Raw genomic sequence first — 21,354 nt, forward strand, 5'->3', positions numbered from 1 at the left:
GAACGACGGCTCGCTCCCGAGCTCCGGGAGCGGGCCGTCACTCGTTCGTGTGGAGGACCTGGGGCGGCGCGGTTCGTGCCGGTAGCGTGAACTGCGACGAAGGAGGAGCTGATGGGTGCACTGCCTCGCGAGCGCGACTACCACGATGTGGCCGACCCCGAGCGGGCGCTCAAGTACGCCATCCAGCACATCGAGGGCGACCGGGTCGAGATCATCGAAGGGGTTATCGAGCAGATGCCGCCGACATGGGGTCACGAGCGGGCCATCACAAGGATTCGGCGCCAGCTCGACCCGCGGCTGATCGAGCTCGACTGCGAGCCCGGATCCGGCAACCTCGACCTTCCCGGATCGGCGAACTGGTACGTGCCCGACCTCGCCGTGGTGCCCAGCCGTCTTGTTGACGACGGTGGGGCCCTCCTTCCCGACCAGACTCTGCTGATCGTCGAGGTCACCTCCGACTCGAACGGCGACACCGACCGGGTGGTCAAGCGTCGCCGTTACGCCGAGTACGGGGCGCCGCTGTATCTGCTGGTGGACCGGCAGGAGCGGGCGTGCACGCTCTACTCGGTGCCGGGCCCGCTCGGCTACACCCGGGCGGACGGGCCGTACCCGTTCGGTACGGCCGTCCAGCTGCCGGAGCCGTTCGGGCTCGCGTTGGAGACCGGCGACTTCTAGGCGGTGCCGATGACCTCGTCGCGTCGGGCGTACCAGCGGAGCGAGTCGCGGATGCCGTCCTCGATGGAGTGCTCGGGCTTCCAGCCGAGCAGGTCGAGGGCGCGGGTGCTGCGGGTGTAGGCGCCGGCGGAGTCACCGGGGCGGCGGTCGGTCTCGACGGTGTCCAGGGGGCCGCCGATGACGGTCTCGAAGGCGGTGACCAGCTCGCGGACGGTGGTGCCGGTGCCGGTGCCGAGGTTGATGACCCGGTAGCCGCCGTCCGCGGTGACCGCGTCGAAGCGGAGCAGCGCGCGGAGGTGGGCGTGCGCGAGGTCCCAGACGTGGACGTAGTCGCGGATGCCGGAGCCGTCGCGGGTCGGGTAGTCGGTGCCGGTGATGGTGAACTGCTCGCCGGCGTGGTGGGTGTCGATCATCTTGCCCAGGGCGTGGGTGGGCTTGCGGATCTGCAGGCCGGTCCGCAGCTCGGGGTCGGCGCCGATCGGGTTGAAGTAGCGCAGCGAGATGACGCGGAGCTGACCGGCGGCGGCGATGTCGCCGAGCACGTCCTCGAAGATCGCCTTGGTGCGGGCGTACGGGCTGAGCGGTTCGATCGCCGAGTCCTCGTCGACGGTGAAGTCGTCGCTGGTGCGGTAGATCGACGCGGAGGAGGAGAACAGCACCCGGGTGCAGCCGTTGCGGACCAGGTGGCCGAGGAACTCGACGCCCTTGGCGACGTTGGCGTGGTAGTAGCCGAGCGGGTCGGCGACCGAGTCGGGGACGACGATCAGCGCGGCGCAGTTCACCACGGCCTCGATGTCGGGGTGCTCGGCGAATATCCGGTCGACCAGCGCGCCGTCGGCGATGTCGCCCTCGTAGAACGGGCGGTCGGCGGTGAACTCGCGGCGGCCGGTGACCAGGTTGTCCAGGACGACCGGCTGGTGGCCTTCGTCGGTGAGCAGGGAGCCGATGGTGCTGCCGATGAAACCGGCTCCGCCGGCGATGAGGACCTTCACGGTCCCTCCTCTGTACTTGCCAGGTGCGGTGCCCCGTGGGGGCGGCGACCGGGCCGAGCCTACTGGAGCGGGTCAGGATGGCCTGATCGGCGCCCGGCTGACGTCCCGTCCGGTCGGACGGGTCGGCCGCGCCGGGCGGCGGCTTCGGGCGTCAGGTGGGGTCGGTGGGCGGGGGCGGCGGGGCGGTGCGGCCCCAGCGTTGGGCGAGGACGGTGCAGACCATCAGCTGGATCTGGTGGAAGAGCATCAGCGGCAGCACGGTGATGCCCACGGCCGCGGCGGGGAACAGGATGGTGGCCAGCGGCAGCCCGGTGGCGAGGCTCTTCTTCGAGCCGCAGAACCGGATGGTGACCCGGTCGGCCCGGTCGAAGCCGAGCCGGCGGGCGGCGGCGCCGCTGGCGGTCAGGACGGCGGCGAGCAGGGCGGCGCAGATCAGCGCCAGCCAGAGGATCTGGCCGGGGGTGACCCGTCCCCAGATGCCGTCGCGGACGCCCTCGCTGAAGGCGCTGTACACGATCAGCAGGATGGAGCCGCGGTCGACCACGGTGGTGACGGTCCGGTGGTGGCGGATCCACGGGCCGATCCAGGGGCGCAGCAGTTGTCCGAGGGCGAACGGGACGAGCAGTTGGAGCACGATGTCCAGCACCTGGCCGCCGCTGACGTGGACTCCGGTTTCATTGGCGAGCAGCCAGGCGGCGAGCAGCGGGGTGAGCACGATGCCGAGCAGGCTGGAGAAGGTGGCGGCGCAGATCGCCGCGGCGACGTTCCCGCGGGCCATCGAGGTGAAGGCGATCGAGGACTGCACGGTGGACGGCAGCAGGGTCAGGAACAGGACGCCGGTGGCCAGCTGGGCCGGGAGCACGCTCGCGGGCAGCAGCCGGGTGGCCTCGCCGAGCAGCGGGAAGAGCACGAAGGTGCAGGCGAGGATCAGCAGGTGGAGCCGCCAGTGGCGGGCGCCGGCGAGCGCCTCCTGCGGGGAGAGCCGGGCGCCGTACAGGAAGAACAGCAGGGCGACGGCGACCTGGACGGCGCCGGAGACCACGGTGGCGGCGGCGCCGCGGGCGGGCAGCAGGGTGGCGAGCAGGACGGTGCCGAGCAGCAGCAGGAGGTAGCCGTCCACGCCGATCCGGTGCAGGGCGCGGTCGGCGGTCCGTAGGGCGGCTCGGGGCTGGTGCATACGTCCGATCATCGCCGTTCGTCGCCGTGTGACGGTCGCCACGCAGGCAGGGGGCCCGCCGCGAATGTACCGTGGCGGGCCCCCTTGGGAACTGCAACTCAGACGGACCCAAATGGGCCGTGAGCGATCAGATCATCAGAGGAATGTCAGATGGGGGTGACGTTCTCCGCCTGCGGGCCCTTCGGGCCCTGGGTGACGTCGAAGCTCACCGACTGGTTCTCCTCCAGCGAGCGGAAACCGCTCGCGTTGATGGCGGAGTAGTGGACGAAGACGTCGGGGCCGCCGCCCTCCTGGGCGATGAAGCCGAAGCCCTTCTCAGCGTTGAACCACTTGACGGTTCCCTGAGCCATCTCGTTCTCCTTGCGAGGGACGTTCTGGAGGCCACACCGTGTGACCTCCGGTCCGCTACGCTGATCGCCCCGCCTCCGGAGTGGGTCCGGAGTTTTTCGCACAGTGCTCAATCAGTGCTCAATTGATGCTGATACTGCTGAAAAATTACAAAAAGCCTGCGGTTACATGCTCCGCAGGCTCCAAGTACTGCAAGGGGAATCAAACTGCAACTGAGGGGAACGGTAGCACGCGGTGGCTGCCCCGACCAGGGGTGAACGAAGGCCCGAGACGGTGTGTCGGACACCGGTTGCAGGCCCGTCGGGGGTGCGGGCATACCCTGCCATGAGAGTACGAACGGCAGAGGGAGCACGCGGTGACCAGTCAGGATGCCGACAGCCCGGCAGTGGCGGTCAGGCCACGGGTCGGACATATTCAGTTCCTCAACTGTTTGCCCCTCTACTGGGGCCTCGCACGGACCGGCAACCTGCTCGATCTCGACCTCACCAAGGACACCCCCGAGAAGCTCAGCGATCAGCTGGTCAATGGGCTGCTCGACATCGGGCCGATCACCTGTGTGGAGTATCTCCGCAATGCGGACGATCTGGTCGTCCTGCCCGACATCGCGGTGGGCAGCGACGGACCGGTGATGTCCTGTGTGATCGTCAGCAAGGTTCCGCTGAACGAGTTGGACGGCCGGCGGGTCGCCCTCGGGTCGACCAGCCGGACCTCGGTACGACTGGCCCGGCTGCTCCTGGAGGAGCGCGAGGGCGTCCGGCCCGAGTACTTCGGCTGCCCGCCCGACCTCGACGCGATGCTCGCCGAGGCCGACGCCGCCGTCCTCATCGGCGACCCGGCGCTGCGCGCCTCGCTGGAGCAGGCGCCGCGGCAGGGACTGGCGGTGCACGACCTGGGCGCGATGTGGAAGGAGTGGACCGGCCTGCCGTTCGTCTTCGCGGTCTGGGCGGCGCGACGCGAGTACGTCGAGCGGCAGCCGGGGACGGTGGCCGCGGTCCACCGGGCCTTCCTGGAGTCGCGCGACCTGTCGCTGACCGAGGCCGGGAAGGTCGCCGAGCAGGCGGCGCGGTGGGAGGCGTTCGAGGCGCCGGTGCTGGAGCGGTACTTCAGCGAGGCGCTGGACTTCTCGCTCGGCGAGCGGCAGCTGGCCGGGATCGCGGAGTTCGCCCGACGGGTGGCGCACGACAGCGGGTTCGCGCAGGACGTGGCGGTACGGCTGCTGGAGCCGGTCGCGGTGGTGTGACCTCGGGTGGGGAACTGCGCTGTGGAGGGCAGGCGGGCCGCTCGGGTACGCAGGAGATGCCGCTTGCTCTCCCGGGATCGGGTGCGGGACGGTGTCCTCCGATTCGCGCAGTTCCGCGCGCCCCTGAGGGGTGCTCAAACGGTGCTCGCTCGACCGAGGGGATGGCATGGAACCGCTGGGTGGGGACGATCCGCGGCGGATCGGGGAGTACCGGCTGCTGCGTCGGCTGGGCGCCGGCGGGATGGGGCGGGTGTACCTCGGGCGGACGGCCGGCGGCCGGACGGTGGCGGTCAAGGCGGTGCGCGGGGAACTCGCCGACGATCCGGAGTTCCGGGCCCGGTTCCGTCAGGAGGTGGCGGCGGCCCGGCGGGTGGGCGGCCGGTGGACCGCGCCGGTGCTGGACGCCGACACCGAGAGCGACCGTCCCTGGGTGGCGACCGGCTACGTGGCCGGCCCAGCGCTGGGCGCGGCGGTCCGCCGGTTCGGCCCGCTGCCCGAGCCGGCGGTACGGGCGCTCGGGGTGGGCCTCGCCGAGGCCCTGACGCAGGTGCACGCGCTGGAGCTGGTCCACCGGGACGTCAAGCCGTCCAATGTGCTGCTGGCCCTGGACGGCCCGCGGCTGATCGACTTCGGGGTGGCCCGGGCGCTGGACGCGGCGACGGCGCTCACCCGGAGCGGGTATGTGGTCGGCTCGCCCGGGTTCATGTCGCCGGAGCAGGCGGCCGGTGAGGCGGCCGGCCCGGCCGGGGACGTGTTCTCGCTGGGCGCGCTGCTGGCGTTCGCGGCGACCGGCGTCGCGCCGTTCGGCGAGGGGGTCAGCGCGGCGGTGCTGCTGTACCGGGTGCTGCACGAGGAGCCCGACCTGGCGGACCTCGACGGCGGGCTGCGCGAGATCGTGGCGGCGTGCCTGGCCAAGCGGCCGGACGACCGGCCCACCCCGGCGCAGCTCCGCGAGCGGCTGGCGCCCGGGGCCGCGTCGCTGGGCGACGGCAGCTGGCTGCCGCCGCTGCTGGCGGCCGCGGTGGGCCGCAGTGCGGTCGAGCTGCTGGACCTGGAGGCGGAGGCTGAGCCGGCGGCCGACGCGCCGCCGGGGCCGGTCCGCACCCCGACCCACGTCGAGCGGATCGACCGGGTCGGCCCCGCCGCGCCGCCGGTCGACGCGGCGGAACGGGCGAAGCGCCGCAGACGGACCCGGCTGTGGCTGCCGTTGGCGGTGGCCGGGGTGCTGGTGGTGGGCGTCCTGGCGGTCGAGGCCGGGCTGGACCAGCTGCCGTGGCAGCACGGCGCGTCCGGCCGGGAGTCCGCGGGCGGGTCCGGCTCCACGCCCGGCGCGGAGCAGACCGGTGACGGCCAGAGCAGCGACGGCCAGAGCAGTGATGGGCAGAGCGGCGACGGTCAGAGCAGTGATGCCAGCCCGAGTGCCCGGTCGCAGGACGGCGCCTCCGGCGGGCAGGAGACGCTGCCCGAGGCGTTCGTCGGGACCTGGAAGGGCACCATCGTCACCAAGATCGCCCCGCTGCCGAGCACCTTCACGGTGGAGTTCGGCACCGGCCGGGTGGGCGAGGTGGTGGGTCACACCAGCAACGCCTCAGCCTTCTCCAGCACGGTCTGCCGGGGCGCGCTGACCCTGCTCTCCGCCGCGCCGGACCGGATCGAGCTGCAGGAGCGGCCGGAGGGGCAGGACAAGGGGTGCACCGGCTCGCCCGAGAAGCAGACCTACACCATCGGCTCCGGCGGGACGATCCACCTGGAGGTGAGCGAGGCGCCGCTGGGGTCCGACCCCTCCGGTGACCTGGCGAAGCAGTAGGCGACGGGGCGCCGAAGGGGCTGGCGTAGGCTGTTTCGGGTCATGTCGGGAGAGCCGACCGGACGTTGGACCCGACCCAGACACAGGACAGAAAGAAGGCCCGCCAGGTGTCCGAGCAGACTTCCTCCGCCAGTGACCTGCAGGCCGTCCTCGACCGCGCGGCGGCCGGTGGCCGGATCACCCCGGAGGAGGCGCTGGAGCTCTACCGCTCGGCGCCGCTGCACGCGCTGGGCTCGGCGGCGGACGCGGTGCGCCGCCGCCGCTACGCCGGGGTCGAGCACATCGCCACGTACATCATCGAGCGGAACATCAACTACACCAACGTCTGCGTGACGGCGTGCAAGTTCTGCGCCTTCTACGTCCCGCCGAAGAGCGACAAGGGCTGGTCGCGCGACCTGGACGAGATCCTGCGCCGCTGCGCGGAGACGGTCGAGCTGGGCGGCACCCAGATCATGTTCCAGGGCGGCCACCACCCGGACTACGGCGTGGAGTACTACGAGGAGCACTTCGCCGCGATCAAGGCGGAGTTCCCGCAGCTGGTGATCCACTCGCTGGGTGCGTCCGAGGTCGAGCACATGGCCCGGATCTCCGGCGTCTCCGTCGAGGAGGCGATCACCCGGATCCACCGGGCCGGCCTGGACTCCTTCGCCGGCGCCGGCGCCGAGCTGCTGCCGGAGCGGCCGCGCAAGGCGATCGCCCCGCTGAAGGAGTCCGGCGAGCGCTGGCTGGAGATCATGGAGACCGCCCACGGCCTGGGCGTCGAGTCCACCTCCACCATGCTGATGGGCACCGGCGAGACCAACGCCGAGCGGATCGAGCACCTGCGGATGATCCGCGACGTGCAGGACCGCACCGGCGGCTTCCGCGCCTTCATCCCGTACACCTACCAGCCGCAGAACAACCACCTGAAGGGCCGCACCCAGGCCACCGTCTTCGAGTACCTGCGGATCATCGCCGTCGCCCGGCTCTTCCTCGACAACGTGGCGCACATCCAGGGCTCCTGGCTGACCACCGGCAAGGAGGCCGGCCAGCTGTCGCTGCACTACGGCGCGGACGACCTGGGCTCGGTGATGCTGGAGGAGAACGTGGTCTCGGCGGCGGGCGCCAAGCACCGCTCCAACCTGACCGAGCTGATCCACCTGATCCGCGCCGCCGGCCGGGTGCCCGCCCAGCGCTCCACCACCTACGAGCACCTGCGGGTGCTCGACGACCCGGCCAACGACCCGGTCGACCCGCGGGTGGCCTCGCACATCGCGTCCACCGCGATCGAGGGCGGCACCGCGCACCCCGAGCTGAAGATCCTCTCGGCGAGCTGAACCGACGCTCACCCCCGTGCTGACGCTGCACCGGGCCACCACCGTGGTCCCCGGCCCCACCGCCCCGCCGATCACCGACGGGGCGGTGCTGGTCGACGGCGCGGTGGTCGCCGCGATCGGTTCGTACGCGCCGGTGCCCGGCGTCCGGGTGCGGGAGTGGTCCGGGCTGCTGGTGCCCGGACTGCGCAACCCGTGGGGCCGGTGGCTGCTGGAGACCGCGTACCACCCCGACCCGCGGGAGGAGCTGGGCGCCGAGCCCCTGCTCGTCGAGGTGACCGAGGACCGGCGCGGCCCGAGCGCCCGGCGCGGCCTGCAGCGGATGCTCGCCCACGGGACCACCGCGGTGGCCGGGCCGTTCGAGTACCCGGCGGTGCGGACGGCCGTCGCCCGCTCCGGCCTGACCCCGCTGCCCGGTGACGGCCTCGCCCCGCTGCCCGCCGACACTGCGCGCGGCGGCCTCGACCCGCTGGCCGGCGTACCGTTCGCGGACGCCGTGCACCGGCCGCTCGCCGTCGGTGGACCGGCCGACTTCGCCGTCTTCGACGCGGCGTCGGTCGAGGAACTGGAACGGCGCGGCGCCGGCTGCTGCCTGGCCACCGTGCTGGGCGGAAGGCTGCTCCACCGCCGCCGCTGACCGGCCGTGATCCGCTGCCGGTGACGGTCCGTGGGCCTGGCCGCGGGTGACGGTCCGTGAGGAGGGTCCGGGGCGTCGCGGGCCCGGATGGCCGGATCCGATGGCGGTCCTGTGATGGTCGTACCGATCACGCCCGCCCGGCCGTGACCTGAGGGCCCGCCAGCGGCTACGATCCCGATTCAGCCACTCAGGTGATCGAGCCAGGACAGGAAGCATGCGACCCGCGACCCCCGACCGACCGTACGGGAACCCCGGTTCCCCGACAGGCCGGAGGCTCGGCCGAGGCTGGTACGTCGGTGCGGTGCTCAGCGCCGTCGTCGCGGTCGGGATGTGCCTGCTCGGCTGGCGCCAGGCCGACCAGGCGGACCGGATCGCCGCCCACCCGGTCCAGGTCCAGGGCACGGTCACCCAGCTGCCCGGCGGCAGCGGCACCTACAGCCAGGTCGCCTACGAGGCGGACGGCCGGAAGCTGGCCGCCGCCGACCTCTGGCTGCCCGAGAACGCCAAGGTCGGCGATCCGATCTGCCTGGAGCGGGCCGCGGACGACCCGGCGGCGGTCCGGGTCTGCGGCGAGCACTACCCGCAGCCGGTCGGCATCGGGCTCGCGCAGACCAGCGTCCCGGTCGCGCTGCTGTTCTGCCTGCTGTGCCTCTACCGGATCCGCCGGCACCGCCGGGCGCGCCAGGTGGCGGCCGGCCGCTGGCGCCTGAACACCACCGTCGCGTTCGCCGCCGAGGGCATGCCGGCGATCACCCATGGAAAGCGGTCGCGGCGCCGCCGCAAGGGCGGGCGCAGGGCGCTGCGCTGACGCATGTCCCCGTGGTGAACAATGGGGGCGTGACCCGAGCCCATCTGGACAAGCAGCCGCAGGACGTCGCCGCGATGTTCGACGACGTCGCGGCCAAGTACGACCGCACCAACGACGTGCTCTCCCTCGGCCAGGCCCGGCTGTGGCGGCGCGCGGTGGCCGATGCGGTCGGCGCCACCGCCGGCCAGCGCGTCCTGGACCTCGGGGCCGGTACCGGCACGTCCTCGCTCCCCTTCCTCGAGGCGGGCGCGGACGTCGTCCCGTGCGACTTCTCGGTCGGCATGCTCGCCGAGGGCAAGCGCCGCCACCCCGAGCTGCCGCTGACCGCCGGCGACGCGACGAAGCTGCCGTTCGCCGACGACAGCTTCGACGCGGTGACCATCTCCTTCGCCCTGCGCAACGTCCAGGACACCGCCGCCGCGCTGAGCGAGATGCACCGGGTCACCAAGCCCGGCGGCAAGCTGGTCGTCTGCGAGTTCTCCACCCCGACCTGGACGCCGTTCCGCACCGTGTACACCGAGTACCTGATGCGCGCCCTGCCGCCGGTCGCCACCGCGGTCTCCAGCAACCCGGACGCCTACGTCTACCTGGCCGAGTCCATCCGCTCCTGGCCCGACCAGCCGGCGCTCGCCACCCTGCTGCAGGAGGCCGGCTGGACCAGGGTCGCCTGGCGCAACCTCACCGGCGGCGTGGTCGCCCTGCACCGCGGCTTCAAGGCCGCCTGACCACCCGCCGGGGGCGCTGTCCGCTCAGCCGCTGAGCGACAACCGGAGGATCAGACGGTCGGCGCCGGACCCGAAGTAGTCGGGCCGGTGGTCGATCGGGCTGAACCCCAGCGAGTGGTAGAGGTTGAGCGCGATCCCGTTGGTCGGCTCGACGCTGAGCCGGACCTCGGCGACCCGGTCGGCCGACAGCCGTTCCAGGCTCTCCACCATCAGCCGGCGACCGTGCCCCAGCCCCCGGGCGTGCGCCAGCACGCCGAGGCCCAGCACCCAGCTCTGCTTGCCGTCCGGGGTGGTGGCCAGCAGCGAGTAGCCGGTCATCTCGGCGTCGCAGTCCAGCACCAGGAAGCGCTCCCCGTGCACCTCGTACAGCTGGCGCAGCACGAAGAACGGGTAGGCGTCGTGCGGGAAGATCTGGTTGTCGATCCGGCTGAGCTGGTCGAGGTCGGACTCCTCGGCGACGCGAATCACGTCACTGGTCCGAGTGATGTACTGGTCCACGCCTGTACCTCCGGCGGCTCGGCGCCGGCAGGGCGGAGCCTCCCGGCAGCAACGGGTCGGACGTATCCAGTCTTCCCGACGCGACGTCAATTCGAAGCCTCATGCACTCACTTGAGCCGTCGGGCTGCGCTACCCTGGGTGGGTTGACAACAGGTCGTCTTGGGGATCCCGGCATGCCCTTCTCGCCCGCGCGGACGAACAGCGAGGCCCCCTGGGACCTCTTCGACTCCGTCGCCTACCACAACCACAACTACTCCTCGCTGCGCTCCGACGACCGGCAGATCCTGGCGGCCGTACGGGACCACTTCCTGGCCGCGCTCGCCTCCACCGATCCGGCCTCGCTGCGCGGGATCGACGTCGGTGCGGGCACCAACCTCTACCCGTCGCTCGCCATGCTGCCGTGGTGCCGGGAGATCACCCTGTTCGAGCGGTCCGAGCGCAACGTCGCCTGGCTGCGCAACGAGGTGGTCCGGTACGGGGACAACTGGGACGAGTTCTGGGCCGTCCTGTGCGAGCGCGAGGAGACCTACCCGGAGGTCGCCGACCCGCGGGCCCGGCTCGCCGGCGTCGCCGACGTCCGGCAGGGCGACCTGTTCGACGGGCTGCCCGGGACGGGCTACGACCTCGGCACCATGTTCTTCGTCGCGGAGTCGCTGACCACCGCGCACGAGGAGTTCGAGACCGCGGTCGACGTGTTCGGCCGCGCGCTGGGCCCGGGGGCGCCCTTCGCGGTGGCCTTCATGGAGAACTCGCTCGGCTACGAGGTCGGCGAGCTGAGCTTCCCGGCCTGCCGGATCGACTCGACGGACGTGGTGGCGAGCCTCGCCGGCTACGCCGCCCCGGGGCTGCGGGTCGAGCGCATCGAGGTCCCCGGCGAGCCCCTGCTGCGCGAGGGCTACACCGGGATGCTGCTGGCCCTGGGCCGGCGCGGGGGAGAACGCACGACCGACTGAGCACCACCTGGGGAACCACCTACGGATCGGGGTGAGGAGTGCGGATCCAACCACGCCAGCAGCTGCTCGAGATCTGGCAGGCCATCGGCCGGCAGAGCTTCAGCGACAAGGCCTGGGAGTTCGGCGCCGGGGGTGATGCGAGCAGCGTCAGCGATGCCGAGCAGCTCCTCTGCGTCCTCTACCCGGCCACCGAGCTGCCCTCGCTCCGCCTCGACGTGCCCGACGAGACCGCCGAGGACGTGCTGGCCGCCCTGCGCGGGCTCGGCGACAGCGTGCAGATCCCGCGCAAGATGGTCGAGGCCATCGCCGAGTTCATGGGCCGGCACACCGAGGACGGCGCCCCGAGCTTCGCGGCCGGCCACTACATCGAGGCCCTGGACACCGCCGAGCGGCCCACCCCCGAGCAGTACCGGCTCGGCGTGGTGGACTCCTACTCCCTCTCGATCACCCTGGCGCTGGCCACCCTGGGCTTCCTCAAGGTCTTCCGCCGCACCCTGCGCCGGGCCGACCTGCGGGAGATGGCCGACAAGCTGGAGGAGGCCACCAGCCTGCGGCTGTCCGCCGCGATGGCGGCCCTGCTGCGCAGCTTCACGGTCTCCGTCTTCGAACCCGACTCCGAGCGCGGCCGCACCCTCTGCTCCATGGTCAACCAGACCGGCGCGCCCAACCGCACCGTGGTGCAGCAGCTCCAGCGCAGGCTCCAGCCGCTGCGCGCCACCGTCCGCGACTACTTCACCCTCGGCCTGACCACCACCGGCGACCTGGACAACGAGAACCTGCTCTTCGAGTGCGGCTGGTCCTGGGGCATCGTGAAGGGCAACCCGCCGGTCGACACCAGCGAGGACGTCGGCTTCCAGCCCGAGGGCGTGGCCGAGGCCGCCCCGTACCTGTACTTCACCGTGGTCGCCCTGGACGGCATCGCCGACCTGTTCTCCGACCGGACGCTCACCCTCGGCCTGCTCAACGAGGGCCAGCAGCGGATGGCCCAGGCGCTGCAGCTGCGCTGGGAGCTGACCCAGCAGTACTGGTCCGCGCTGGCCCGCTTCGACGACGAGGCCTGGCCGCTGGAGGACATCCCCTGGCGCACCACCGACCAGCGCGAGTCCGCGTACTTCTCGCTGCTGGTCGCCTCCATCCTGGTGCAGGACCTGGTCCGCCGACGGGCCACCGACGACGACCTCACCCGCACCGTCGCGATCATGGAGGAGCTGGCCGTCCGCTCCCGCACCACCCGTCGCATGGGCCGCGACGACGGCGCGCTGCGGCTGCACGACCCCGGCGTGGTGCTCACCCTGTACGGCTCCGAGGAACTCGGCCCGCTGCTGCGCTGGGCGGTCTCCGACTTCTCTGCCCAGCTGCTCAAGCGCAGCCTGCAACTCGGCGGCCTGTCCCGGAACATCGGTGCCCACGACCGGCTGATCCGCCTCGCCGAACGGGTCATGGACCACCTCTGGCAGCGCCGGATCGGCGACGGCCCCGGCACCCTGCTCTGGGACGACCTGAGCGCCGCCTACCCCGAGACCGTGCCCCGCCCGCCCCGGCTCGCCTGGAACATGACCGAGCGGGTCACCGAGTGCCTGGTGGTGGCGGCCGGCGTGATCGGGCAGACCCCGATCCGCAGCCCCCGGCTGATCGAGGTCGCCACCGACCTGCTCAGCGAGGCGGACCACCTGCTCGACAAGGAGATGATGCAGCTCAGCGCGGGCGGCTTCCGCTCCGTCCAGGACACCCTGCACGAGGCGGAGGTCCAGCTCCAGCGCGCCCGCCGGATCGTCCGCGACCGGCCCGGCACCGCCTGCGCCCTCGCCCTGGACGTGCTGGCCAAGCTGGACGGCCTGGCCGCCGCCCGCCGGGCCGCCGGCGGGAGGGGCTGAACCGTGCTGGTCTTCGCCACCTCCGACAAGGGCGGCACCGGACGGTCCGTCACCAGCGCCAACATCGCGTACCGGCGCGCCCTGCTCGGCGACGACGTCTGCTACCTGGACTTCGACTTCGGCTCGCCCACCAGCGCCGCCGTCTTCGACGTGCCGAGCGCGCTGCGCGGCGTCGACCAGGCCGGGCTCCACTCCTACCTGCGCGGCAACGTCGCCGAGCCCAAGCGGGTCAACGTCTGGTCCGAGTCGGACAGCGCCAGCCTGCGCAACCGGCCCTCCGGCAGCGGCCAGCTGGTGCTGGTCCCCGGCGACCGGGGCGGCGGCGAGTTCGTCACCGGCGGGGACGCCGTCCGCCGCTGCACCGAACTCTTCCTGCGGCTGGAGGAGGAGTTCGACATCATCCTGGTCGACCTCAGCGCCGGCCGCTCGTACGCCGCCGAGATGGTCCTGGAGGCCACCTCGCGGCCGGAGCTGGCCGAGGTGGTCACCCGCTGGCTGGTCTTCCACCGGTGGACCCGCCAGCACATCATCGCCGCCTCCGGCCTGGTCTACGGCGACCGCGGGATCATGGCGGCCGGCGCCGCCCGCGGCCACGACGAGGACACCCTGCGCGACTCCGTCCGGTTCGTCCGGGCCGCCGTGCCCGACCCCTCGTCGCCGATGTTCACCCAGCTGCGGCCCGCCCAGGCGGCCTGGCTGCGGGCCTGCCACGAGGACCTCACCCGGCTCGCCTCCCAGCACCGGCTGGGCCAGACCCTGGTGCTCGGCACCGTCCCGCTCGACCCGGTGCTGCAGTGGCAGGAACAGCTGATCACCGACGACGACGTGCTGGCCTCCCGGGTGGCCAACACCGAGACCGCCGAGGCCTTCGCCGCCCTGGCGGTCGCGCTCACCCACGACCGGGCGTGGGAGTCCCCGCTCTGACCACCGCTCGGTGACTCCCGCCCGGCCCACGTCGATCGCTAGGAGTGAGCAACACCGTGGACACCACGTTCCGCGAGGTCTCGGCCGACCCGCGCACCGCCTCAGTCCCGCTCTCCCACCTCTCGCTGGAGATCGGGCACCTCTACATGGACGACTTCGCCGCCGGGCCCGCCCGGCTGCGCGAACAGTTCGCCCGGGTCAAGCCGTGGGCCGACGCCGCCCGGGCCGCCTGCACCGCGCCCGCCGGACGGCGGCCGCGGATCTCCACCTGCTTCCTGATCGACGACTACTTCACCCGTTTCTCCAGCCCCGCCGAAGTGGTGCCCCAACTGATCGCCGAGGCCGAGGCGTGCGGGCTGACCATCGACTACCTGGCCCGCGAGTCGGCCTGCGCCGAGACCGACGGCTGCCACCCCGCCCGGCTGGTGGAGTCCCGGCTGGTCGAGTCCCCGCCGCCCGGCACCAACGGCTCCCGGCCGCCGACCACCGCCACCGGCTGGCTCTCCAACGGCGAGCGCTCCCCGGGCCTCGACCACCTGCTCGCCGAGGCGATGGGCGGCGACACCGGCTGGCGGCCGCCGCGCGAGACCGAGGCCCGCCGGCACTCGGTCTTCCTCGACGTGGAGCTCTGGGACGAGCAGCACGGCCGCCGCACCTGGTCCTGCCCGTACCTGGCCGCGGTCTGGCAGCTGCTGCGGCTCGGCCTGCTCCGCGACCGCGGACAGGAGGTGCTCCACCCGGCGGACCGGCCCGAGACCTTCCCACACAGCTGGGACGCGCTGCCGCCGCTGGTGCGGCTCAACCCGCACGCCGACCCGTTCGCCGCGTACCGCACCTTCTCGGTGCTGGCCTCCCGCTTCCTGCCGATCGAGCACGCGGTGAAGATCGTGCTGGAGCAGTGGGCGCCGGAGGAGCCGGTCCTCGCCCAGCTCGCCGAACGGGCCGGACAGGAAGGCGTCCCGCTGCCGGACGACGTCATCGCCCGGGTCGGCTACGTCTTCCACGGACAGCCATGAGACCCGACAAGCCGGGGGAGGGCCCGGCCGTGCTGCTCGGGGAGGTTCGTACCGGACTGCTCCAGCACTCCGTCGAACTGCCGCTGTCGGCCACCGACCGGCTGCTGGGACTGCGCCACGGCGAGCGGGTCCGCTCCTCGCAGCGGCCCAACGTCCAGGCCCACTCGCCGGACCTGCTGACCGGCGTCGACTGCGCCCTGGCCACCGGCTCGCACCGCTCGGTCCGCGGCGTCGGCACCGTCACCGCCCGGGCCGTGCTCACCGAGGGCCGGGTGCTGCAGGCCTCCGTCCGCGCCCGGCTCGCCGCCGCCGAGGGCGCCCAGCGGCTGCCCTGGAGCCACTACCTGGCGCGGCCCGGCACGGTCGAGGTGATCGGCCGGGCCGAGGCCCCCGCACTCGCCGACGGCCACCTGACCGCCGGGCCGGGCGCGACCCTCGACCTCGGCGCGATCGCCGAACGGATGCTCACCGGGATCCAGGGTGGCGGCGGACTCGACCGCCGCGCCCCGTTCCGCTCCCGGCGCATCCGGCTGCGCTGGACCGCCGTCCGGGCCGACCTGGCCGGCGAGGCACCCGGCGGCCGGCTCACCGTCGAGGACGACACCCTGCGCACCCTGCGGCTCACCCTGGACCGGATCGACCCGGCCGAAGTGACCGCCTTCTGCGAGGACCTCGCCCTGCACGACTGGCTGCTGTCCACCCTGGGCAGGCTGATCGAGCGGAGCGGACTCGGCTCCGATCCCGGCCCGGGGCCGGTCCTGAAACTCCGACCCGCCGTCAACCACCTCATGCACCTGTGGATGCCGGGGGCCCGGGTGGCCCGGCCGCTCGCCCCCCTGTGGGACGGGCTGGAGACCCGGCCCGGATTCAGCCGGCAGTGGGCGGCGGCCGTCCAGCGCGTCCGCGACCATCTCGCCCTCCAGGCCGTCGGCCTGCACGCACAACCCGTCCGCAAGGACTGACAGGACAACAGGGCCCGACGGGCCACGGGGGACACCGCACCAGCACCAGTCAATCGGGGGAGCAATGGAGATGCGTCTGACACCGGCCCTGCGCCGGATCCTCACCAGCGCCGGCACCGGCGCCCTCACCTTCGTCATCAGCCAACTCGGCGACCAGGACGTCAGCGTCAGCATCATGCTGACCACCGTGCTCGGCGCCACCGTCCTGATCGCCGACTTCCTGGTCTCCTTCGAGCGCAAGCTCTCCGCCCACGAGGGCGCGCTCGACCGGCACACCCGCGAGGTCGAGCACCTGGTCGACCAGGGCTTCGCCCGGATCAACAAGGCCACCGCCCTCTACAGCCGACTGGAGGACTCCAAGCTGGACATCGACGCCATCGACCGGCTGGTCCGCGGCGCCGCCCAGATCGGCGGCCAGCCCGACATCGTCCACATCTTCGCCCAGCGCGTCGTCGGCCGGGTGGCCGGCCTGATGGAGGGTCTGCAGGCCGGCGAGGCCGGCTACGACGGCGAGGACCGCGACTGGATCCTCACCCTCACCGACAGCGCCACCCTCTCCATCGACGCCACCAGCACCGCCGTCGACACCAACTTCTGGAACTCCGAACTCGGCCTCAGCTACCTGCAGTCCCAGCGGGAGGCGATCAGCCGCCGGGTGAAGATCCGCCGCGTCTTCATCCTCGACAACCCCACCGACGCCGAACTCGAGGAGGCCCGCCGGGTCGGCCGGGCCCAGGCCGCCCTCAACGTCTCCGTCCGGGTCGTCGCCACCAAGGACCTGCCGCCCTCCGCCCGGCTCGGACCGATGATGGACTTCATCGTCTTCGACCAGGCCATCAGCTACGAGGTCACCCCCGGCCTGCCCTCCGGCCTGGAGAGCCAGCCGATGATCGCCTCCACCCGCCTGGTGCTGCGCCCCGACCGCGTCAACCGGCGGATGCAGCGCTTCAACGACCTCTGGAACGCCTCCGAGCCCGTCGAATAGCCCACCCCGTAGACTGCACGCGTCCGTCGGCCCGTGCCCCGCAGCTGCGCTCAGGAGAATGCCCACCATGACCGAGACCGCCGTCGAGAGCACCGCCGACGTCATCGTGGTCGGCGCCGGTCCGGCCGGTGCGACCACCGCGTACTACCTGGCCCAGGCGGGCCTCGACGTGCTGCTGCTGGAGAAGACCGAGTTCCCCCGGGAGAAGGTCTGCGGCGACGGCCTGACCCCGCGCGCCACCAAGCAGCTGATCGACATGGGCATCGACGTGTCGGTGGAGAACGGCTGGCTGCACAACAAGGGCCTGCGGATCATCGGCGGCGGCGTCCGGCTGGAGCTGGACTGGCCCGAGCTCTCCTCGCTGCCCGACTTCGGACTGGTCCGCAAGCGGGCCGACTTCGATGAGATGCTGGCCCGTCAGGCGGTCAAGGCCGGCGCCCGGCTGTACGAGAACTGCAACGTCACCGGGCCGGTGATCGACGGACGGACCGGCCGGATCACCGGCGTGACCGCCAAGCTCGGCGACGAGAAGCGCGAGGTCACCTTCTCGGCCCGGCTGGTGGTCGCCGCGGACGGCAACTCCACCCGGCTCTCGCTCGCCATGGGCCTGCACCGGATGGAGTCCCGCCCGATGGGCGTCGCCTACCGGACGTACTTCACCTCGCCCCGCCACCAGGACGACTACCTGGAGTCCTGGCTGGAGCTGTGGGACACCCGGGGCGGCCAGAAGAAGCTGCTGCCCGGCTACGGCTGGATCTTCGGCATGGGCGACGGCACCTCCAACGTCGGCCTCGGCATCCTCAACTCCTCGCCCGCCTTCGGCGACCTCAACTGGCGCGAGGTGCTCAAGAGCTGGTGCGCCTCGCTGCCCGAGGAGTGGGGCTACACCCCGGAGAACATGACCGACCCGATCCGGGGCGCCGCCCTGCCGATGGCGTTCAACCGGCAGCCGCACTACACCCGCGGCCTGCTGCTGGTCGGCGACGCCGGCGGCATGGTCAACCCGTTCAACGGCGAGGGCATCGCCTACGCGATGGAATCCGGCCAGATCGCCGCCGGCGTCGTCGTCCAGGCGCTCGCCCGGATCACCGACGCCGGCCGGGAGAAGGCGCTGGCCCGCTACCCGCAGGTCCTCAAGGAGACCTACGGCGGCTACTACACGCTGGGCCGCGCCTTCGTGAAGCTGATCGGCAACGACAAGGTGATGCGGATCGCCGCCGAACACGGCCTCACCCACCCGCAGCTGATGAAGTTCACCCTCAAGCTGCTCGCCAACCTGACCGACCCGCAGGGCGGCGACGCGATGGACCGCCTCATCAACGGCCTCACCCGCATCGCCCCGCGCGCCTGACGCCACCGCCCGACGCCACCGCCCGACGCGACCGGACGGGCTGCGCCGCTGCACGATCGTGCAATGCCCGACGCGGCTTGTCAGGGCGGTGTCAGCATGGCGCGATGAGGGTCATCAACCGCGACTACACCGCCCTGCTGGCCGGTCAGGCCGTCTCGCAGGCAGGCGACTTCGTCTTCGACACCACGCTCGCGCTGTGGGTCGGCACCAGGCTCCTCGAGGGCCGCTCGTACGGGCCGGCGGCGGTGGCCGGGCTGCTGGGGTCGGTGGCGGCCGCGACGCTGGTGGTGGCCCCGGTCGCCGGCGTGTTCGTGGACCGCTGGGACAAGCGGCGGACCATGCTGGCCGCCGACGCCGTCCGGGCGGTGCTGATCGGGCTGCTGGCGGTGCTCGCCTTCCTGCCTGCCGGCACGCTCGGGACGGGCCCGACGGTGGTCGTGGTGTACGCGGTGGTGTTCCTGGCCGCGGGTGTCGCGCAGTTCTTCAACCCGGCGAAGTTCGCCGTCATCGCGCAGGTGGTCGACCCCGCGGACCGCACCCGGGCGGCCGCGCTCGGGCAGTCGACGCAGGCGATCGCCTCGATCGCCGGGCCGCCGCTGGCCGCGCCGCTGCTGATCGGGCTCGGGCCGGGGTGGGCGCTGGTGATCAACGCGGGTTCGTTCGTGGTGTCGTACCTGCTGGTCCGCACCGTGCGGCCGCGGCCGGTGGCCGCGCCGGCGGGGGCGGGGGCCGGAGCGGGGGAAGGGCCGGGCGAGGGCTTCCTCGCGGAGCTGGTGTCCGGGCTGCGGGTGGCGTTCGGGAGCCCGACGGTGCGGGTGCTGCTGGTGACCCTGGTGCTGGTCGCGCTCGGGGTCGACGCGCTGAACTCGTTGAACGTCTTCTTCGTCACCGAGAACCTGCACACCGACGCCCGGTGGCTCGGCACGCTGGAGATGGCGACCGGCCTCGGCCTGGTGGCGGGTGTCGTGGTGGCCACCCGGCTCGGCGGGCGGATCGGCCACTGGCGGGCGCTGTGGCTGAGCCTGCTGCTGATCGGCGCCGGTCTGGTCGGGTACTCGCGGCTCTCCTCGCTGGGGGCGGCGCTGGTGCTGATGTTCCTGCTCGGGGTGCCGGTGGCGGTGCTGAACACGGCGTTCTCGCCGGTGCTGCTGGCGGCCGTGCCGGGCAGCCACCTGGGCCGGGTGGTGGCGGTGGTCAACCCGGTGCAGCACCTGGCCAACCTGGTCGGCGTGACGTCGGCCGGCTGGCTGGCCTCCACGGTGCTGCGCGACTTCCACACCGAGGTGGCCGGGGTGCAGCTGGGCCGGATCGACACCGTGCTCGCCGGTGCCGGGCTGCTGGTGGTGGCGGGCGGGGTGTACGCGGCGCTGGCGGGGGAGCGGACGCCCGTACCCGCGGCGGCGGCGGTGGTGGTCCCGGCGGCCGACTGACCGGCGGAGCCGGTGGGCGCCCGGGGGGTCAGAGCGGGTGGCCGTCGTTGTCGGTGGTGAGGGACTGGGTGTTGAACCGGATCTGCCACACCACGACGCGGCCGTCGGGGTGTTCGCAGACGACGGCGCCGTCCTGCCAGATGCCGTCGGTGTCCCACCACTGGCTGCCCGCCGGGTCGCCCTGGTTGAGGTGGACGTCGTGGACGCCCAGGCCGGTGGCGAAGGACTGGCCGAAGACGTAGATACGGGTCGCCGCGCGTACGTGCGGGTCGAGCACGTCGAGGGCGTTGTCGCCGTCGCTGGCGGTCCAGGGGAAGAGCCGGAAGGCGTCGGCGCGGCCGAGCCGGGCGGCCAGCCGGTCGGCGCCGCTCGGGCCGAACACCGGGTCGCCCGGCGCCGGACGGCGCCACAGGGCGAGCAGCCGGCGCAGCAGCGCCTTCAGCCGGGTCAGCCAGTCGGGGTCGCGCAGCATCGGGCTGCGGATGTAGTCGAGGGCGCCGGAGGAGGGGGTGGAGGCCAGCGGGTGGAAGCCGTCGGCGAGGGCCCGGACGCCTGTGATGTCGATCGTCCGTAAGTCGTCCACCACGCGGTACGAGACGCCGACGCTGTCGGGGGCGTCCACGTCCAGTGCGGTCTGGTAGATGCCCTGCGGCGTGCTCAGGGCGAGGTGGCCGTGGTACCAGTGCCCGAAGTCGTGCGTGGGGTCCCGGGTGAACGACTGGAAGGTACCGATGGCCACGCCGTACCGGGGGAGAGCCATGCCTCAAGTCTGATCGCGTCGGCGGCCGGGGGCATCCCGTGGTCGCCACGTTCGACCCGGACGACCTGGGCACTCGTGAGCTTGTGAACGAAGGGTCAAGCGGCCGCCCCGGGACGTCGCACGCCCGGGTGAGGGCCTTTATCACGTCAACATGATCACTCCGAAATTTGCTTGCCGTGCCCCGGGATTGATATGGGCGAACCCCTCTGACCAGTCGCTTCACCAATGAATGCGACGGATTGTGTCCATTTGCCTGCTCTGTGTCGACCGATTGCGACTTGATCGGGTTTGCGGCTTGTGTGGGGTGGCGCAGATCACAAAGATCGTCGGGAACTGCGTGTCGCAGATCACAAGCCGACAGGCATAGGATGCGCTCGATCCAGGCTTTGTGAACTGCCTCACATGGGAATGGATCTCACAAAGTGGATCACGGGATCACCCCAGTGTGACCCGTCGGTTCCGATCTGCAGTCAAGGACGACTGGACGGAGGGAGCGGGGGCTTATGAATGCCTACGCGCCGATCCTCGTACTCGGTGCCATCGCGGCGGCGTTCGCGGTCGGCTCCGTCGTGATGGCCTCGCTGACCGGCCCCAAGCGGTACAACCGGGCCAAGTTGGAGGCGTACGAGTGCGGCATCGAGCCGACCCCGCAGCCGGTGGGCGGCGGTCGGTTCCCGATCAAGTACTACCTGACGGCGATGCTCTTCATCGTCTTCGACATCGAGATCGTCTTCCTCTACCCGTGGGCGGTCAGCTTCGACGCCCTGGGGATCTTCGGGCTGGTCGAGATGCTCCTGTTCATCGCCACCGTCTTCGTCGCGTACGCCTATGTGTGGCGGCGCGGCGGTCTGGAGTGGGACTGACCCAGACCTTTGTGAA

At 72.2% G+C, this 21,354-nt stretch carries 21 protein-coding genes; 16 read left to right on the forward strand and 5 right to left on the reverse strand.

Annotation, left to right across the window (positions count from 1 at the left end):
* The first annotated feature begins 111 nt into the window (after nt 1-111).
* Entirely contained in the window at nt 112-675 is a 564-nt protein-coding gene (locus FHR36_RS01285; RefSeq protein ID WP_253792958.1) for a Uma2 family endonuclease, read from the forward strand.
* Here FHR36_RS01285 and galE read toward each other — a convergent pair.
* The 3 genes from galE to FHR36_RS01300 all read right to left on the reverse strand — a co-directional run bounded on the left by galE (nt 672) and on the right by FHR36_RS01300 (nt 3,194).
* Nucleotides 672-1,667, reverse strand: coding sequence for a UDP-glucose 4-epimerase GalE (gene galE / locus FHR36_RS01290; RefSeq protein WP_253792960.1), 996 nt, complete (start codon nt 1,665-1,667; stop codon nt 672-674). The two genes, FHR36_RS01285 and galE, sit on opposite strands and share 4 nt — an antisense overlap.
* Before the next feature lie 151 nt (nt 1,668-1,818).
* On the reverse strand, nt 1,819-2,844 hold the full coding sequence (locus tag FHR36_RS01295) for a bile acid:sodium symporter family protein (RefSeq protein ID WP_253792962.1): 1,026 nt from the start codon (nt 2,842-2,844) through the stop codon (nt 1,819-1,821).
* Between the two features lie 146 nt (nt 2,845-2,990).
* On the reverse strand, nt 2,991-3,194 hold the full coding sequence (locus FHR36_RS01300; protein ID WP_253792964.1) for a cold-shock protein: 204 nt from the start codon (nt 3,192-3,194) through the stop codon (nt 2,991-2,993).
* Between the two features lie 353 nt (nt 3,195-3,547).
* On the opposite strand from FHR36_RS01300, the gene FHR36_RS01305 reads away from it, so the two are divergent.
* The 6 genes from FHR36_RS01305 (at nt 3,548) to FHR36_RS01330 (ending at nt 9,722) form a co-directional block, all read left to right on the forward strand.
* The gene (locus FHR36_RS01305; protein ID WP_253792966.1) at nt 3,548-4,432 is read left to right on the forward strand and encodes a menaquinone biosynthetic enzyme MqnA/MqnD family protein; all 885 of its coding nucleotides are present in this window, start codon (nt 3,548-3,550) and stop codon (nt 4,430-4,432) included.
* Nucleotides 4,433-4,598: 166 nt separating this feature from the next.
* Complete coding sequence (locus FHR36_RS01310; RefSeq protein ID WP_253792967.1) at nt 4,599-6,239, forward strand: serine/threonine-protein kinase; 1,641 nt, start codon at nt 4,599-4,601, stop codon at nt 6,237-6,239.
* Between the two features lie 107 nt (nt 6,240-6,346).
* Complete coding sequence (gene mqnC / locus FHR36_RS01315; protein ID WP_253792969.1) at nt 6,347-7,555, forward strand: cyclic dehypoxanthinyl futalosine synthase; 1,209 nt, start codon at nt 6,347-6,349, stop codon at nt 7,553-7,555.
* Nucleotides 7,556-7,571: 16 nt separating this feature from the next.
* Nucleotides 7,572-8,189, forward strand: a complete 618-nt coding sequence (locus FHR36_RS01320) for a hypothetical protein (protein WP_253792971.1) — start codon at nt 7,572-7,574, stop codon at nt 8,187-8,189.
* Nucleotides 8,190-8,490: 301 nt separating this feature from the next.
* Nucleotides 8,491-8,997, forward strand: a complete 507-nt coding sequence (locus FHR36_RS01325; protein ID WP_253792973.1) for a hypothetical protein — start codon at nt 8,491-8,493, stop codon at nt 8,995-8,997.
* Nucleotides 8,998-9,026: 29 nt separating this feature from the next.
* The gene (locus FHR36_RS01330; RefSeq protein ID WP_253792975.1) at nt 9,027-9,722 is read left to right on the forward strand and encodes a demethylmenaquinone methyltransferase; all 696 of its coding nucleotides are present in this window, start codon (nt 9,027-9,029) and stop codon (nt 9,720-9,722) included.
* Nucleotides 9,723-9,746: 24 nt separating this feature from the next.
* Here the strand turns inward: FHR36_RS01330 and FHR36_RS01335 are convergent, their stop codons facing one another.
* Nucleotides 9,747-10,220 (reverse strand): GNAT family N-acetyltransferase, encoded by a 474-nt coding sequence (locus FHR36_RS01335; protein WP_253792977.1) that lies wholly within the window; start codon nt 10,218-10,220, stop codon nt 9,747-9,749.
* 173 nt (nt 10,221-10,393) lie between these two features.
* On the opposite strand from FHR36_RS01335, the gene FHR36_RS01340 reads away from it, so the two are divergent.
* The 8 genes from FHR36_RS01340 to FHR36_RS01375 all read left to right on the forward strand — a co-directional run bounded on the left by FHR36_RS01340 (nt 10,394) and on the right by FHR36_RS01375 (nt 19,715).
* A complete protein-coding gene (locus FHR36_RS01340) occupies nt 10,394-11,173 on the forward strand; it encodes an SCO2525 family SAM-dependent methyltransferase (protein ID WP_253792979.1) in 780 nt (259 codons plus the stop codon).
* Between the two features lie 38 nt (nt 11,174-11,211).
* Entirely contained in the window at nt 11,212-13,047 is a 1,836-nt protein-coding gene (locus FHR36_RS01345) for an SCO2524 family protein (protein WP_253792981.1), read from the forward strand.
* 3 nt (nt 13,048-13,050) lie between these two features.
* Nucleotides 13,051-13,971 (forward strand): SCO2523 family variant P-loop protein, encoded by a 921-nt coding sequence (locus FHR36_RS01350; protein WP_253792983.1) that lies wholly within the window; start codon nt 13,051-13,053, stop codon nt 13,969-13,971.
* Nucleotides 13,972-14,027: 56 nt separating this feature from the next.
* Entirely contained in the window at nt 14,028-14,987 is a 960-nt protein-coding gene (locus tag FHR36_RS01355; RefSeq protein WP_253792985.1) for an SCO2522 family protein, read from the forward strand.
* Nucleotides 14,984-15,949: an SCO2521 family protein gene (locus FHR36_RS01360; RefSeq protein ID WP_253792987.1), complete on the forward strand. Its 966-nt coding sequence runs from the start codon at nt 14,984-14,986 to the stop codon at nt 15,947-15,949. The genes FHR36_RS01355 and FHR36_RS01360 overlap by 4 nt, the downstream gene beginning before the upstream one ends.
* Nucleotides 15,950-16,019: 70 nt before the next feature.
* Nucleotides 16,020-16,934 (forward strand): DUF6879 family protein, encoded by a 915-nt coding sequence (locus FHR36_RS01365; protein ID WP_253792990.1) that lies wholly within the window; start codon nt 16,020-16,022, stop codon nt 16,932-16,934.
* A gap of 67 nt (nt 16,935-17,001) precedes the next feature.
* Nucleotides 17,002-18,285, forward strand: coding sequence for a geranylgeranyl reductase family protein (locus FHR36_RS01370; RefSeq protein WP_253792991.1), 1,284 nt, complete (start codon nt 17,002-17,004; stop codon nt 18,283-18,285).
* Between the two features lie 104 nt (nt 18,286-18,389).
* Nucleotides 18,390-19,715: an MFS transporter gene (locus FHR36_RS01375; RefSeq protein WP_253792993.1), complete on the forward strand. Its 1,326-nt coding sequence runs from the start codon at nt 18,390-18,392 to the stop codon at nt 19,713-19,715.
* 28 nt (nt 19,716-19,743) lie between these two features.
* On the opposite strand, the gene FHR36_RS01380 is transcribed toward FHR36_RS01375, so the two are convergent.
* Nucleotides 19,744-20,475 carry a DUF2278 family protein gene (locus FHR36_RS01380; RefSeq protein ID WP_253792995.1) on the reverse strand — a complete coding sequence of 244 codons (732 nt, stop codon included), beginning with the start codon at nt 20,473-20,475 and terminating at the stop codon, nt 19,744-19,746.
* Between the two features lie 503 nt (nt 20,476-20,978).
* On the opposite strand from FHR36_RS01380, the gene FHR36_RS01385 reads away from it, so the two are divergent.
* Nucleotides 20,979-21,338 (forward strand): NADH-quinone oxidoreductase subunit A, encoded by a 360-nt coding sequence (locus tag FHR36_RS01385; RefSeq protein WP_014137597.1) that lies wholly within the window; start codon nt 20,979-20,981, stop codon nt 21,336-21,338.
* Nucleotides 21,339-21,354 lie beyond the last annotated feature (16 nt).

The sequence above is a fragment of the Kitasatospora cinereorecta genome (assembly GCF_024172095.1).
Classification (GTDB): Bacteria; Actinomycetota; Actinomycetes; order Streptomycetales; family Streptomycetaceae; genus Kitasatospora; species Kitasatospora cinereorecta.